This is a genomic window from Stutzerimonas stutzeri, assembly GCF_002890915.1.
Lineage (GTDB): Bacteria > Pseudomonadota > Gammaproteobacteria > Pseudomonadales > Pseudomonadaceae > Stutzerimonas > Stutzerimonas stutzeri_AF.
On sequence record NZ_POUT01000016.1, the window covers coordinates 38,712 to 51,553 of the forward strand.

13 protein-coding genes are annotated in these 12,842 nt (G+C 64.2%); 11 read left to right on the forward strand and 2 right to left on the reverse strand.

What is annotated here, in order from left to right:
- The first annotated feature begins 12 nt into the window (after window positions 1-12).
- The 7 genes from CXK94_RS20235 (at window position 13) to CXK94_RS20265 (ending at window position 6,583) form a co-directional block, all read left to right on the forward strand.
- The gene (locus tag CXK94_RS20235) at window positions 13-1,035 is read left to right on the forward strand and encodes an RNA methyltransferase (protein ID WP_102895645.1); all 1,023 of its coding nucleotides are present in this window, start codon (window positions 13-15) and stop codon (window positions 1,033-1,035) included.
- A 100-nt stretch (window positions 1,036-1,135) separates the two neighbouring features.
- Window positions 1,136-2,452, forward strand: coding sequence for a leucine-rich repeat-containing protein kinase family protein (locus CXK94_RS20240; RefSeq protein WP_102895646.1), 1,317 nt, complete (start codon window positions 1,136-1,138; stop codon window positions 2,450-2,452).
- Window positions 2,453-2,474: 22 nt separating this feature from the next.
- Window positions 2,475-2,930: a 3-phosphoshikimate 1-carboxyvinyltransferase gene (locus tag CXK94_RS20245; RefSeq protein ID WP_102895647.1), complete on the forward strand. Its 456-nt coding sequence runs from the start codon at window positions 2,475-2,477 to the stop codon at window positions 2,928-2,930.
- A 174-nt stretch (window positions 2,931-3,104) separates the two neighbouring features.
- Window positions 3,105-3,632 carry an Hsp20/alpha crystallin family protein gene (locus tag CXK94_RS20250; RefSeq protein WP_102895648.1) on the forward strand — a complete coding sequence of 176 codons (528 nt, stop codon included), beginning with the start codon at window positions 3,105-3,107 and terminating at the stop codon, window positions 3,630-3,632.
- A 141-nt stretch (window positions 3,633-3,773) separates the two neighbouring features.
- Window positions 3,774-3,989 (forward strand): DUF2970 domain-containing protein, encoded by a 216-nt coding sequence (locus CXK94_RS20255; protein ID WP_037037350.1) that lies wholly within the window; start codon window positions 3,774-3,776, stop codon window positions 3,987-3,989.
- Window positions 3,990-4,440: 451 nt separating this feature from the next.
- Entirely contained in the window at window positions 4,441-6,099 is a 1,659-nt protein-coding gene (locus tag CXK94_RS20260; RefSeq protein ID WP_102895649.1) for a nitrite/sulfite reductase, read from the forward strand.
- Window positions 6,083-6,583: a DUF934 domain-containing protein gene (locus CXK94_RS20265; RefSeq protein ID WP_037037345.1), complete on the forward strand. Its 501-nt coding sequence runs from the start codon at window positions 6,083-6,085 to the stop codon at window positions 6,581-6,583. The genes CXK94_RS20260 and CXK94_RS20265 overlap by 17 nt, the downstream gene beginning before the upstream one ends.
- Window positions 6,584-7,418: 835 nt before the next feature.
- On the opposite strand, the gene CXK94_RS20270 is transcribed toward CXK94_RS20265, so the two are convergent.
- Entirely contained in the window at window positions 7,419-8,411 is a 993-nt protein-coding gene (locus tag CXK94_RS20270; protein ID WP_102895650.1) for a YhdH/YhfP family quinone oxidoreductase, read from the reverse strand.
- A gap of 15 nt (window positions 8,412-8,426) precedes the next feature.
- On the reverse strand, window positions 8,427-9,449 hold the full coding sequence (gene sohB, locus CXK94_RS20275; RefSeq protein WP_102895651.1) for a protease SohB: 1,023 nt from the start codon (window positions 9,447-9,449) through the stop codon (window positions 8,427-8,429).
- A gap of 182 nt (window positions 9,450-9,631) precedes the next feature.
- Here sohB and CXK94_RS20280 point away from each other — a divergent pair, with 182 nt between their 5' ends.
- The 4 genes from CXK94_RS20280 (at window position 9,632) to CXK94_RS20295 (ending at window position 12,804) form a co-directional block, all read left to right on the forward strand.
- Entirely contained in the window at window positions 9,632-10,333 is a 702-nt protein-coding gene (locus CXK94_RS20280; protein WP_102895652.1) for a histidine phosphatase family protein, read from the forward strand.
- Between the two features lie 59 nt (window positions 10,334-10,392).
- A complete protein-coding gene (locus CXK94_RS20285; protein WP_013982897.1) occupies window positions 10,393-10,707 on the forward strand; it encodes an SCP2 sterol-binding domain-containing protein in 315 nt (104 codons plus the stop codon).
- Between the two features lie 205 nt (window positions 10,708-10,912).
- Window positions 10,913-11,980 carry a phosphotransferase family protein gene (locus CXK94_RS20290; RefSeq protein ID WP_037037337.1) on the forward strand — a complete coding sequence of 356 codons (1,068 nt, stop codon included), beginning with the start codon at window positions 10,913-10,915 and terminating at the stop codon, window positions 11,978-11,980.
- 56 nt (window positions 11,981-12,036) lie between these two features.
- Window positions 12,037-12,804: an SDR family oxidoreductase gene (locus CXK94_RS20295; RefSeq protein ID WP_102895653.1), complete on the forward strand. Its 768-nt coding sequence runs from the start codon at window positions 12,037-12,039 to the stop codon at window positions 12,802-12,804.
- Window positions 12,805-12,842: the final 38 nt, after the last annotated feature.

Genomic DNA, 12,842 nt, shown 5'->3' on the forward strand with positions numbered 1-12,842 from the left:
AATGCGCGCCCTATGCGCATCCCCGACTTCCAGCAACGTCTCGCCGACATCGGCGCCAAGCCCCGTCATATCGGGCGGATGACCCGCGCCTGGCTCAAGGGCCTGCCGCTCGATGTCGGGCGTCGCCAGCAGCAGGCCGAGGACTTCCTGCCACTGAGCGTGCGCGAAGGCCTGCCGGCGCTGAGCCTGGAAATCGATGCACTCGCCCGCCTGCGCTCCGAGCATCCGGCTGCCGATGGGTCGGCAAGGCTGCTGGTGGAGCTGGCCGACGGGCAGATGGTGGAAAGCGTGCTGCTGCCCCGCGACGGCCTGTGCGTGTCCAGCCAGGTCGGCTGCGCGGTGGGCTGCCTGTTCTGCATGACCGGCAAGAGCGGACTGCTGCGCCAGCTGGGCAGCGCCGAAATCGTCGCCCAGGTCGCCCTGGCCCGGCGCTTCCGGCCGGTGAAGAAGGTGGTGTTCATGGGCATGGGCGAGCCGGCGCACAACCTCGACAACGTGCTCGAGGCCATCGACCTGCTCGGCACAGACGGCGGCATCGGCCACAAGAACCTGGTGTTCTCCACGGTCGGCGACCCGCGCGTGTTCGAACGCCTGCCGCATGAGCGGGTCAAGCCCGCCCTGGCCCTCTCGCTGCACAGCACCGACGCCGAGCTGCGCCAGGCCCTGTTGCCACGCGCGCCACGGATCGCGCCGGATGAGCTGGTCGAGCTCGGCGAGGCCTATGCGCGCAGCGTGGGTTTCCCGATCCAGTACCAGTGGACGCTGCTCAAGGGCATCAATGACCACCAGGACGAGATGGATGGCATCCTGCGCCTGCTCAAGGGCAAGTACGCGGTGATGAACCTGATCCCCTACAACAGCCTGGAAGCCGACGACTACCAGCGTCCCGATGGCGAGCGAATCGTGCAGATCGTGCGCTACCTGCACAGCCGCGGCGTGTTGACCAAGGTGCGCAATTCGGCCGGCCAGGACATCGATGGCGGCTGCGGGCAGTTGCGCGCACGGGCCGAGCAGGTCATCGCACGCAAGCGCTGAACCCTCCCGGCCATCCACTGTCCCAGCGCAGGGCCCCGGCGAAGTCGACCCTCGGCCCGTAGCCGCCGATCATCGATAGCAAGGAAAGCCTACGAGCAACATGCACACCCTGGAACGACTCAAGCGTGGCGATCTGGCCGGCGCGCGACGCCTCGATCTCTCGGCCGGTCTGCGCGAATTCCCCGAGGAAATCTACGGGCTGGCCGACACCCTGGAAGTGCTGAATCTTTCCGGCAACCAGCTGAGCGAGCTGCCCGCCGATCTGTCGCGCCTGCACAGGCTGCGCATCCTGTTCTGCTCGGACAACCCCTTCAGCGTCGTACCGGAGAGCCTTGGCGATTGCCCACGGCTGGAGATGATCGGGTTCAAGGCCAACCGCATTCATCACCTGCCCGCCGCCGCCCTGCCGCCGGCATTGCGCTGGCTGATTCTCACCGACAATCGGTTGCAGGCGCTGCCGCCAGAGCTTGGCCACTGCCACCACCTGCAGAAGCTGATGCTCGCCGGCAATCGGCTGCACGCGCTGCCGGAAAACCTGGCCGACTGCGCCAACCTGGAATTGCTGCGAATCGCCGCCAATCGCCTGGAGGCATTGCCCGAGTGGCTGCTGGCCTTGCCCCGGCTAAGCTGGCTGGCCTTCGCCGGCAATCCTTTCAGCGACGCCAACGAAGCCGCGGCGCTGGCCCGCCATCCGTTGCCACCGGTGCCCCGCGACGACGTCCTGTTGCAGGAAGTACTGGGCCAGGGCGCATCCGGTGTCATCCACCGCGCCGAATGGCGCCGAACCGACCGGCCGCCGACGCAGATGGCGGCCAAGCTGTTCAAGGGCCCTCTCACCAGCGATGGCCTGCCCCATAGTGAAATGGCCGCCTGCGTCGCCGCCGGCACGCATACCAACCTGATCGGCGTCGCCGGACCGCTGGCCGATGCGCCCGGGCAAGCCCCGGGCCTGCTGATGGAGCTGATCGATCCGGCGTTCCAGCCGCTGGCCGGCCCGCCCTCGCTGGCCAGCTGCACCCGGGACTGCTATGCCGAGCATCAGCGGTTCAGCCTCGAACAGGTCCTGCGCATCGTCCGCGGCGTCGCCTCGACAGTGGTGCACTTGCATGAGCGCGGCATCCTGCATGGCGATCTCTACGCGCACAACCTGCTGGTCGACCCACGGGGCGACTGCCTGCTCAGCGATTTCGGCGCTGCCTCGTTCTTCGATCCGAACAGCGCCGCCGGACATGCCCTGCAGCGCATCGAGGCACGCGCCTTCAGCTGCCTGCTGGAGGAGTTGCTGCAGCGATGCCGCGAAGACAGGCAGGATGAGCGCGTACGGCGCCTCATCCAGCTGCAGCAGCAATGCTTGGCCGAACGCCCGGAGCTGCGCCCGGACTTCGCCCAGCTCGACGCCCACCTCGCCGCGCTCTGATGCGCCCAACCGGACCCCGACGATGAGCTCACCCGACGCAGACGCCAACAGCGATCGCACGCCCTATCCCAAACCCTTCGCCGACCGGCCACTGGAACAGGACCCCTTCGTCCGCGGCCTCAAGCAGCGCTTGCCCGAGCACCTGCGCGAATCCTTCAGCGGCGAGCAGCTGGACGCGCTGCGCAGCGTCTTCGGCGCCCGCTCGTGGGTCAGGCACCGCGTCGACCTGCGCGGCACCGTCAAGCTGTGGGGCAACCAGTTCTATTTCGCGATCCTCGCCGGGCGCAACAAGCGCAACCTGACGCGCCCCCAGCAGAACCTCTCGCTGCTGGCCAAGGCGGCACTGATCACCCTGTTCCTGCTGTTCTCCGGGTTGCTCGGGCTGGTCATCCTCTACCTGCTCAAGTCGGCGCTGGGTATCGACTTGCTGCCGGGTGTCTCGCTCGGCCTCTGGGATTGGTTCAAGGTCAATTTCTGACACACACTTGCAAGAGCGCCGCTGTACGGGCCCAGGTGCAGCCCATCAAGGATGGTTGGCATCGACTTTCGGAGCGCCCGGTTCGATCGGCATTGATCGGGATCATAGCGGCGCCCGGGGGCATGCCGAGAATGAATGGGCTCCCGTTTCCACGAGCTTAATGGAGGTTCCGAAATGAACGACACTTCGAACAAACCTGCAGTAAGTAGTGACGAAAACAAAACACCGGCCCCGCCGGAGGCGTGGCGCCCCTTCGACTCCCTGCGGCGCCAGGTCGACCGGCTGTTCGACGACTTCGAGCGCCCCTGGCACCTGCCCTTCTCGCGCCATGGTTTCGAGACCACGCCATTCTGGCAGGGCGGCCTCGCACGGATGCCGGCGATGGATGTGGTAGAGAAGGACAAGACCTTCGAGATCACCGCCGAGCTGCCGGGCATGGACGAGAAGGACGTGGAGGTCAAGCTGGTCGGCAACAACCTGATCATCAAGGGCGAGAAGCGCCAGGAACGCAAGGAGGAAAAGGATGGCTACCATCTTTCCGAACGTTCTTACGGCAGCTTCCAGCGCAGTTTCGCCCTGCCGGAGGGTGTCGACCGCGAGCAGATCGATGCCAGGTTCGGCAAGGGTGTGCTGACGCTGTCCCTGGCGAAGAAAGCGGGCGCGCCGGAAGGCGAAAAGAGCATTTCCATCAAGACCGAGTAGCTCTGGCACCGAAGGCGGATCGGCATCGCCGACCCGCCTTCGGTGGACAAACCACTTCAGCCCCCTTCCGCTGACGCGTTCCGTCATCCTGATCCGCCGACTCGGCTAGACTTCCCGAAAACCCGGCGGTTCGAGGTAGGCATGAGCGACGAACAGGATAAACCCCTCACCCTGCGCCAGATGCTCGGCAGCGTGCTGGCCGCAGCCCTCGGCGTGCAGAGCGGCAAGAACCGCGCCCGCGATTTCAGCCACGGCAAACCCAGCCACTTCATTTTCCTCGGCCTGGGGTTCACGGCAATCTTCGTGCTGGTGATTCTCGGCGTGGTCAAGTTGGCGCTCTACCTGGCTGCGCCTTGAGGCGCGCCGCCAAGCAGAACGCGGACGGCAATCCGGTCGAGCCCGGTGGTTCGCTCATCGAGCCAGCAAAGGCTGGGCGCGGCCATGCCCCTGCCGGCAAAGCCCCACGCCCGTTTATTGATGGCTGACCCAGAAAATGGCCGTGCCGACGGCGAGCATGATCAGACTGAAAATCGCCGCGGCGTCCACCAAACTGTCGCGCTGGTCGTTTCTCAAGGGATGCCTCCTCTTCGCATGCGGGATCGCATAGCCACTGTTGAGCAGTTAAGACCAGCTCCCGGGATCGCTCAAGGCAGGCCTCTTCTCCCTACGATTTCGCTCTATTTCGTTCTAAACATATTCCCAAACATCACTTTTGCGCATAACCACTAGCTGGTATCGTGCCCGACTCCCTGAATGGGTGCGCGGCCGTGCGCGCGAAAGCTGTAGACAGCCTGAGAACAGGACATTTATGTACGTTTACGATCAGTACGACCAACACATCATCGAGGATCGGGTGCGGCAGTTCCGCGACCAGACCCGCCGCTACCTGGCCGGCGAGCTCGCTGATGAGGAGTTCCGCCCGCTACGACTGCAGAACGGCCTTTATATCCAGCGCTATGCGCCCATGCTGCGTATAGCCGTTCCCTACGGGCTGCTGTCCTCCACCCAGTTGCGCAAGCTGGCGCAGATCGCCCGTCACTACGACAAGGGCTACGCCCACGTCAGCACCCGTACCAACGTGCAATTCAACTGGCCGGAACTGGAAGACGTCCCCGAGATCCTGGCCGAACTGGCCACCGTGCAGATGCACGCCATCCAGACCAGCGGCAACTGCATCCGCAACACCACCACCGACCAGTTCGCCGGCGTGGCCAAGGACGAGCTGATCGATCCGCGTCCCTGGTGCGAGATCATCCGCCAGTGGTCGACCTTCCACCCGGAATTCGCCTTCCTGCCGCGCAAGTTCAAGATCGCCGTGAACGGCGCCGCCAGCGACCGTGCGGCCATCGAGGTGCACGATATCGGCCTGGAGGCGGTGAAGAACGCCGCCGGCGAGCTGGGCTTCCGCGTTTCGGTCGGCGGCGGCCTGGGACGGACGCCGATCGTCGGCAGCTATATCAACGAATTCCTGCCGTGGCAGCACCTGCTCAGCTACCTCGACGCCATCCTGCGGGTCTACAACCGCTACGGCCGTCGCGACAACAAGTTCAAGGCGCGCATCAAGATCCTGGTCAAGGCGCTGACCCCGGAAGTGTTCGCCGAACGCGTCAACGCCGAATGGGCGCACCTGAAAGACGGCCCGACGACCCTGACCGAAGTCGAAGTCGAGCGCGTCGGCAAATTCTTCGTCGATCCCGACTACAAGGCCCTGCAAGACCAGGACGCCGCCCTCGCCCAGCTCGATGCCGAACACCCCGGCTTCGCCCGCTGGCGCCAGCGCAACGTGGTCGCGCACAAGAAGCCCGGCTACGCCGCGGTCACCCTTTCGCTGAAGAGCACCGGCGTCGCGCCGGGCGATGTCACCGACAAGCAGCTCGATGCCATCGCCGACCTGGCCGATCGCTACAGCTTCGGCGAAGTGCGCAACTCCCACGAGCAGAACATGATTCTCGCCGACGTCGAGCAGGCCCGGCTGTTCGAACTCTGGCACGAACTGCGCGAACTGGGCCTGGCCACGCCGAACATCGGCTTGCTGACCGACATCGTCTGCTGCCCGGGCGGCGACTTCTGCTCGCTGGCCAATGCCAAGTCGATTCCCGTCGCCGAGGCCATCCAGCGCCGTTTCGACGACCTCGACTACCTGTTCGACCTGGGCAACATCGACCTGAATATCTCCGGCTGCATGAATGCCTGCGGGCACCACCATGTCGGCCACATCGGCATCCTCGGCGTCGACAAGAAAGGCGCGGAGTTCTATCAGGTTTCGCTGGGCGGCAGTTCGGGCCGCAACGCCAGCCTCGGCCAGATCCTCGGCCCGTCCTTCGCCCAGGATGCAATGCCCGACGTGATCGAGAAGATCATCACCGTCTACGTGGAGCAGCGTACCGAAGATGAACAGTTTATCGACACCTTCCGCCGCATCGGCATCGACCCCTTCAAGGAACACGTCTATGCAGCGAATCATTAAGAACGACCAGCTCGTCGACGAAACCTGGCATCTGCTACCCAAGGAACAGACGCTCGACGAGCTGTGCAACAGCGACGACCTGATCGTCCCGCTGCACCTCTGGCTCGACCATGCCCACGCCCTCAAGGCGCGCGACGGTGGCCTCGGGGTCTGGCTGGATGCCGACGAACAGGTGGAAGACATCGCCGACGACCTGGCCCATTTCCAGGTCGTTGCGCTCAACTTCCCGAGCTTCACCGACGGGCGCCACTACTCCAGCGCACGCCTGTTGCGCGAGCGCTACGGCTACAAGGGTGAGATTCGCGCCATCGGCGACGTGCTGCGCGACCAGCTGTTCTACATGCGCCGCTGCGGTTTCGACGCCTTCGCCGTGAGAGCCGATCGCGATCCGCTCGACGCCCTGCAAGGCCTCAAGGACTTCTCGGTGACCTACCAGGCCGCCGCCGACGACGACCGGCCGCTGTTCCGGCGCCGCCAGGGCTGAATACAGCCCCCGGAATAAACCCACCCTCCGGCGTCAAGCCGTTCAGTTGGACGATGGGCTTCAAGCTTTGGCAGCCCTTCGGCCTGCATCGCCGCGAGGGCGCGCCTCCCACAGGTCCGGTGTGCACCGGCTGCTTTCGTGGAAGGCCGCCGCCGACGACGACCGGCCGCTGTTCCGGCGCCGCCAGGGCTGAACACAGACCCCGGAATAAATCCACCCTCCGGCGTCAAGCCGTTCAGTTGGACGATGGGCTTCAAGCTTTGGCAGCCCTTCGGACTGCATCGCCGCGAGGGCGCGCCTCCTACAGGCCAGGTGTGCGCCGGCTGCTTTCGTGGGAGGCCGCCGCCGACGACGACCGGCCGCTGTTCCGGCGCCGCCAGGGCTGAACACAGCCCCCGGAATAAACCCAGCCTCCGGGTCATGCCGTTCAGTTGGACGATGGGCTTCAAGCTTTGGCAGGCCTTCGGCCTGCATCGCCGCGAGGGCGCGCCTCCTGCAGGCCCGGTGTGCGCCGGCTGCTTTCGTGGGAGGCCCGACCTCGGGGCGATGCTTTTCACGCTGCAGGTCTCAGGATTTCGGCAGTCCTGCTGCCCGTATCACCGCGAGGACGTGCCGCCCACAGGGGGCCCGCTTACTGGTACATCCAGAAGTTGGGATGGTCGACCGGAACGGTAGCCACGACGGCCTTCTTGGCGAAGGCGACCTGCATGATTTTTTCAGCCAGCTTCTTCATGAGCGATTTCCTCGGTTGCGATCAGGAATGGTCGCCAGGATCCGCCAACCGGGTCGGCCGGTGAAATTCATTGCGGCTATCGCTCCGATAAACGCTCGCGCTTCAATCCAGCCGCACCAGCACACGGCCCACCTGCCCGCCCGCCAGGATGCGCTCGATGGCTTCGGGCAATTGCTCCAGACCGATTTCATGGACCAGTTCGTCGAGGTTGGCCAGCTTCCACTGCAGCGAAAGCTTGTCCCACATCGACGCCTTGACCACCAGCGGAATCTCCACCGAATCGACGCCCAGCAGATTGACGCCGCGCAGGATGAACGGCAGCACGCTGGCCTGGAAATGAGTACCCGCGGTGAGTCCACAGCAGGCCACGCTGGCGCCGCGCTGCAGCGACTTGACCACGTTGAACAGGATATCGCCGCCCACGGTATCCACCGCACCAGCCCATTGTTCCTTGAGCAGCGGCTTCTCCACGCCGGCCTGCAGCGCGGCACGCTCGACAATCTGGCTGGCGCCCAGGCGCGTGAGGAATTGGGCCTGATCCGCCTTGCCGGTCACCGCCGCCACCTTGTAGCCGAGGCTGGCCAGCAGTGCCACCGCGATGCTGCCGACGCCGCCCGTGGCACCGGTGACCAGCACGGGCGCCTCGCCCGGCTCCAGCCCCGCCTGCTCGAGCTTGTCCACGCATAGCGCCGCGGTCAGCCCCGCTGTGCCAAGGACCATCGCCTCGCGCAGCGACAGACCCTGGGGCCGCTTGATCACCCAGGCCGCCGGCACCCGGATGTACTGGCCGAAGCCGCCCGCGGTGTTCATGCCCAGGTCGTAGCCGGTGACGATCACCTCGTCGCCTTCGGCGAATTCCGCGACGCCGGACGCGGCGACGACGCCCGCTGCATCGATCCCGGGGGTATGCGGATAGCTGCGGGTAACCCCGCGGTTGCCGCTGGCCGACAGTGCATCCTTGAAGTTCAGCGAGGAATAGCGCACCCGGATGAGCACCTCGCCGACCGGCAGGTCGTCGATGCCGCGCTCGACGATCCGGGTTTCGAAACGGCCTTCGGCCGTCTCGCTGACTTGCAATGCCTTGAAGCTGCCCATCATGGTTCTCCTCGATTATTGCCAGAATCGTTGTTCGTTCAGGCGGCTCCAGCCCTTCACCAGGCCGTGTTCCATGACCGCGCTGGCAGCCATGCCGAAGCGCTCGGGCAGGCTCTTCTTCTCGACGTAATGCAGCTGGAACAGTTCCGCCTCATGGGCGCGCTCGGCGAGGTACTGGTCGCTGGTCTTGATCTCGTCCGCCAGATGCTTGCCCAGTGCGGAAATGCCGAGCCAGACCTCGCCCGTCGCCACATCGTCTATGGAAACCTGCTGGCGATAGCGGGCGACGAAGTTCTTGAACAGTTCGTGGGTCGTCTCCAGGTCTTCCTGGAACTTCTCCCGGCCTTTCTCGGTGTTCTCGCCGAACACGGTCAGCGTTCGCTTGTACTCGCCGGCGGTCAGCACCTCGAAGTCGACGTCATGCTTCTTCAGCAGGCGATGGAGATTGGGTAGCTGGGCGACCACACCGATCGAGCCGAGAATGGCGAAAGGTGCGGTGAGTATCCTGTCGCCGATGCAGGCCATCATGTAGCCGCCGCTGGCCGCCACCTTGTCGACACAAACGGTCAGCGGCACGCCCGCATCACGTATGCGCACCAGTTGAGAGGCCGCCAGGCCGTAACCATGGACCATGCCGCCGCCGCTTTCCAGACGCAGGACCACCTCGTCCTGCGGCGTCGCCAGCGTCAACAACGCGGTCACCTCGTGGCGCAGGCTGTCCACCGCCGAGGCGCGGATGTCGCCGTCGAAGTCGAGCACGAAGACCCGCGAGGGCGTTTCCGTCTTCTTCGCCTGCTTGGCGGCCTTCGCCTCCCGCTTGCGCAGCGCCTTGAACTGATCCTTCTCCAGCAGCGCCTGCTCCAGGCGTTCGCGCATCGATTTGTAGAACTCGTTGAGCTTGTGCACCTCCAGGTGCCCGGCGCCCTGTTTGCTGCGGCCACGCCGCAGCGATGCCAACGCAATGAGCACGATCACAATGGCCACCACCAGCGTGACGGTCTTGGCCAGAAAGCTGGCGTAGTCGGCAAGAAATTCCACGTACCCCTCCTCGGTGAGATTCAGTCGCCGGCAGTTTTCCACTGGGCGCCAAGCCGCCAGCATACCGGCGCCCCCGTGCCTGAGCCAGTCGGGAACAATTCAAACAAACGTTCGAATTATCGTTGACACTCCCAAATGATGTCCCTACCCTCGCGAAAAAACAGAGCCAGCCGGAGCAGAGCATGGGCAGTATCTACCTGATCAGACATGGTCAGGCGTCTTTCGGCGCAGAGAACTACGATGTGCTGTCCCCCCTCGGTTACCGGCAATCGGAGGCGCTGGGCGATTACCTGGCCCAGCTCGATATCGGCTTCGATCGCTGCCTCGCCGGGGAACTGAACCGCCAGCAGGATACGGCCCGCGCCACGCTCTCCAGGCTGGGCGGAAGTCGGCCCGAACTGGAGATCGATGCCGCCTTCAACGAATTCCATGCCGACGCGGTGATCCGTGCGCACCTGCCCGAGCTGCTCGAATTCGAACCGAACGCCATGCACATCCTGCGCAACGCCGCCGATCACCGTGCCGACTTCCAGCGCCTGTTCAGCCATGTCGTGCATCGCTGGATCTCCGGCGAGCACGAGAAGGACGAACTGGAGAGCTGGCAGGGTTTTCTCGACCGCGTTCGCGGCGGCCTGGAGCGGGTGCTGGAAAGCGCGGGCAAGCATGATCGAATCGCCATCTTCACGTCTGGCGGAACCATTACCGCACTGCTTCAATTGATCATCGGCGTGCCGCCGGTCAAGGCGTTCGAGATGAACTGGCAGATCGTCAACACCTCGCTCAGCCTGCTGAAATTCCGCGACCGTGAGGTCGCCCTGGCTTCCTTCAACAGTCATGCGCATCTGCAACTGTTGAAGAATCCGGAGCTCGTCACCCACAGATGAGCTCAGCCCATAGCGGCCCAAGGCTGCGTGTTACCCCTAACGTCCAAAAGGAAATTCCCATGAGCAATGTCGCCGAGACCTTCAAAGGCATGCAGTCGAAGTTCAACCCCAGCGCCGCTGCCGGCCTGGATCTGGTCTTCCAGTTCAACATCACCGATGCCGAGAATTACTACCTGGTCGTCAAGGACGGCACCTGCGACCTGCAGCAGGGCGATTCCAGCGACGCCAACGTCACCCTGATCATGGACAGCGAAACCATGCAGGGCATCGTCAGCGGCGAGACCGACGGCATGCAGGCCTTCATGGGCGGCAAGCTGCGCGCCGAAGGCGACATGATGCTGGCCCTGAAGCTCAGCGAGCTGTTCCCGGCCTGAGGCGCGAGCCGGTAGCCGCGAGACGAAAAAACCGAAGCCCGGCTTCGGTTTTTTTATGCCGGCGAACCGGCCATCTGCGAATCAGGGCCCTTGATTGGCCGGCAACACTCCGGCCAATAACGGCCGGCAGCGCTTGGTCCCGGGCACCGCGAGCATTAGATTGTTGAATCATCTTGGGCACCGAACATAAGCAGAAGGGATAACAATGGCGCTTACCGATCAAAGCACCGGTGTTCGCGCGGGCGAGGAATTGCCCGCCGACGTCATCGACCAGTACCTCAAGGCGCATATCCCGGGTCTGGAGGGGACGCCGCGGATTTCCCAGTTCCCCGGCGGCGCATCGAACCTGACCTACCTGCTGCAATACCCCGGCCTGGACCTGGTATTGCGCCGCCCACCGTTCGGCCACAAGGCCAAGTCCGCCCACGATATGGGCCGCGAGTACCGCATTCTCAATCAGCTCAACGCAGGCTTTCCTTACTGCCCCAAGGCATATGTCTATTGCACCGACGAATCGGTGATCGGCGCCGAGTTCTATGTGATGGAGCGCGTCAACGGCATCATCCTGCGCTCGGAGCTGCCGCCGGAGCTGAATTTCGACGAATCCCAGACCCGCGCCCTGTGCGAAAGCTTCATCGACAAGTTCGTCGAACTGCACAACGTCGATTACCAGGCCTGCGGGCTCGGCGATCTGGGCAAGCCGGAAGGCTATGTGAAGCGCCAGATCGAAGGTTGGAGCGAGCGCTACGAACGCGCCATGACCCCGGACGCGCCGGCCTGGGACGCGGTCAAGGCCTGGCTGAAGGACAAGATGCCGGCCGACCACCCCAAGCCTGGGATCATTCACAACGACTACCGTTTCGACAACGTGATCCTCAACCCGGACAACCCGATGCAAATCATCGGCGTGCTGGACTGGGAAATGACCACCATCGGCGATCCGCTGATGGACCTGGGCAACACCCTCGCCTACTGGATCGAGGCCAACGATCCGCCGCCGATGCAGGCGATGCGCCGGCAGCCCAGCCATCTGCCCGGCATGCATACCCGGCAGGGCTTCGTCGACTACTACGCCCAGCGCGCCGGCATCGAAATCCCCTGCATCGACTTCTATTACACCTACGGCCTGTTCCGCCTGGCTGGAATCGTCCAGCAGATCTATTACCGCTTCCATCACGGCCAGACCCAGGACAAGCGTTTTGCCCAGTTCATCCAGATGAACAAGCTGCTCGAATACAAGGCCCTGCAAGTGATCGGGCAATCGAAGCTCTGAAGCCAACCCACTGCCTGTGGCCTGCCACGGGAACGAACAAGAAAAGAGGAACGACCATGTCCAAGACCACCCTGTTCGACCTTGACGGCAAGATCGCCTTCGTATCCGGCGCCAGCCGCGGTATCGGCGAGGCCATCGCCAAGCTGCTCGCCCAGCAAGGCGCCCACGTGATCGTCTCCAGCCGCAAGCTCGAGGGCTGCCAGGCGGTCGCCGACGCCATCGTCGCCGCTGGCGGCAAGGCAACCCCGGTGGCTTGCCATATTGGCGAGATGGAACAGATCCAGGCGGTGTTCGCCCGGATTCGCGAGGAGTTCGGTCGCCTCGACATCCTGGTCAATAACGCCGCTACCAACCCGCAGTTCTGCCACATCCTCGATACCGACGTATCGGCGTTCCAGAAGACCGTCGACGTGAACATCCGCGGCTACTTCTACATGTCGATCGAGGCCGGCAAGCTGATGCGCGAGCACGGCGGCGGCAGCATCATCAACGTCGCCTCCATCAATGGCGTGTCGCCGGGGAATTTCCAGGGCATCTATTCCGTCACCAAGGGCGCCGTGATCAACATGACCAAGGCCTTCGCCAAGGAATGCGCGCAGTTCGGCATCCGTTGCAACGCGCTGCTGCCCGGCCTGACCGACACCAAGTTCGCCTCGGCGCTGGTCAAGAACGACTCGATTCTGCAAACGGCCCTGCAGCACATTCCGCTGAGCCGCGTCGCTCAGCCAAGCGAAATGGCCGGGGCCGTGCTCTATCTGGCCAGCGATGCCTCGAGCTACACCACCGGCGTCTCGCTGAACGTCGACGGCGGCTACCTGGCCTGACCGGTACGCCCCGGCGGAAAGCGTGAAGCCCGCCGGGG